Genomic DNA, 2,186 nt, shown 5'->3' with positions numbered 1-2,186 from the left:
GAACATCCCTTGGGTCTCCACCTTGGCTCCGCGCATGACGCAACTCCCAGATTTCTAACGTTACGCAATTATACCACGGACTTTTTCAGCATCCTCTTAAGGAACATCGGATCTAGGCCAAAAAGCGTGTCTTGTACTCAATATTGGTGCAAGTACCCTGTCCTCAGGCCCTTTACCCCCCGAATTATCCCACTTTTCTCGAGAATTCTCGGATTGTTGCCACACCACCCCCTACGCGGCTAGCAGATATCTCCGCAGCAGGTACAAGTTGACCAAGGCAAATAGCGTGGTGAGCTGAGCCCCATTCTTGGCCAATCCCCGATAGCGCGTGATCGTCCGGCGCCGGCAGGCAACTGCGCATCGAGGCGCACGGCATTTTGAACCAGATCGTGAGCCAATCCGGCACCGAGTTGACGGAGGTTACCGACGGGAATGGTGGTTCAAACTGGGTAGGGCTGTCACCGCTCATCTGGCGAATCTATTTAGTAGTCGAGTAGGCGAAATACTATACATGATTTCTGCTAGTTAAGCCATGAATATGTGCTTGTTGCGGATCCTTTGGCGAGTCATCTGGCGGATTTTGTGAGGGTATCGCTCGGGAGATCAGGCGCACGGCTGGGCTTTCTGAGATGATGTCCTCCATCGATGTGGCGAGGTAGGAAATCCAAGCATTGAAGATGGGCTTCATGCCCCCTCAAGGGGGGTGTTCTTTGGGCGCTATCTCCGACTCTCAGTTGTTGCATGAAGATCGTATGGCGGACCGCTGATAGCCACAAATCTAGCAGGAGAATTTCTGGCTAATGGTCATATAGTAGACAATTACATATTCGCATAAACGAGCGCTAAAAAAATACATAAAGTGACCTTAGTGGTCGATATGCCCGGCGGAACGTTTGGGTATAATTTTTATAAAATGATGAATAATATCAAATAATGTAACTTATTGTGGTGCAAGATATACTGTCAGTTTCAGCCTCCGAAGCCACCAGGGATCAAGGGTACTTGGGTGCTCTTGTGCACATTACCCACTACAGAAATGCTCTGGGCATGGTTATTGACTAGATGTACCACCACCTGGGGGTCGTGGGCCATATTTTTGAGGCGCGTACGAATCTCAGCGGCAATCTCGTCTAAGGTTTTTCCGGCACAGGGAATGGGGCCGGCGAAGGGGACGGTGATTTCGCCATTGCTGCCGACCATTTGTGCTGGGATTGCGGTCATGATCGAACCGCTGCCTGCACCTACGCCAGTAGACCCAGTACTGGTTGCAAAGAGCATGGCAGGAGGTGCTTCCCAGATATAGACCTGCAACGTATCGCCGGGTCCTACCGTGTAGAGTTGAGGATTGGGGTTGGTGAAATACTGCAGATGATTCAGCTTTGGCTTTTCGATACGGTCTTTGATCTCGTGGGCCAAGGCATAGTTGACGTTGACCAGCTGGATGCCATCCAAGGTTTTATTGTGCCCGACCTGCTCCACGGCACCGACTCGTGGTCCTGCGTACGGCATATAGGCAGAGCAACCAGCGAGGCCGCTCACCGCTAGTATCAGGCCTAAGAGCTTCCAGTGAGGGGGTCGGCAAGGCATGAAGAATTTCCTGTAAAACGCATGGCAATGAATAGATTTTATCAGGACGGGGGCTGGGAAGGTAGGGCAAACCTTGGGATGAGGGGAACTGGCGGTTGGATTGAAGAGATCTTGTTGTTTTCAAGATAGTTACGGCTGGAGGGAGGGTTGCCTGGCAACATCCCTATTCATCGAGAAAAGATCCGGGTTGTTGGCAGTCGGGAGCTATTGTTGACTAATGGGATGAACCTACTGTTGCTTGCTCAGTAGATCCTCCATCGAGGCATCGGACCACGCTTGGGGGAAGGAGACGTTCATCCCATTAGATGAGACCAAACTGGGGCAACGTCCCGGCGGCCTGTCAAATCAGGGTTGCCCCTGTGCCACTACTGCCGCGACGCGATTCAAGCGGTCCCCCTCGGCACGCGCCTCGACCAACAACTGATCCCAGTCATCAGGTGGATGTCCGCTCTCCAGCATCTTGCGGAATATTCGGTAGGCGTCATCGCCACTCTCGTAGGCGCGCTTGGTTTCCTCGTCGTTGATCCAAGCAAATACGATCACCTTGCTTGGCGCGTGGTAGCGGAAAAACAGCCGGTATTGCTGAAAGAACTTGGCGC

Annotated in this window: 2 protein-coding genes and 1 pseudogene; all 3 read right to left on the bottom strand. The window is 52.3% G+C overall.

Going from position 1 to position 2,186, the window contains the following annotated elements; genetic code table 11:
- Nucleotides 1-231: 231 nt before the first annotated feature.
- Nucleotides 232-330 (bottom strand): annotated as a pseudogene (locus RTI30_RS14135) (IS5/IS1182 family transposase); the annotation flags it as partial.
- A gap of 639 nt (nt 331-969) precedes the next feature.
- Nucleotides 970-1,587: a polysaccharide biosynthesis/export family protein gene (locus tag RTI30_RS14130; protein ID WP_312284136.1), complete on the bottom strand. Its 618-nt coding sequence runs from the start codon at nt 1,585-1,587 to the stop codon at nt 970-972.
- 345 nt (nt 1,588-1,932) lie between these two features.
- On the bottom strand, nt 1,933-2,186 hold a 254-nt coding region (locus RTI30_RS14125), incomplete at its 5' end, for a type II toxin-antitoxin system YhaV family toxin (RefSeq protein WP_312284135.1).

It is taken from the genome of Candidatus Igneacidithiobacillus taiwanensis (assembly GCF_031962545.1).
Lineage (GTDB): Bacteria > Pseudomonadota > Gammaproteobacteria > Acidithiobacillales > Acidithiobacillaceae > Igneacidithiobacillus > Igneacidithiobacillus taiwanensis.
The sequence above is the reverse complement of the archived record's forward strand: the minus strand, read 5'-3'. Positions and strand labels throughout refer to the sequence as shown.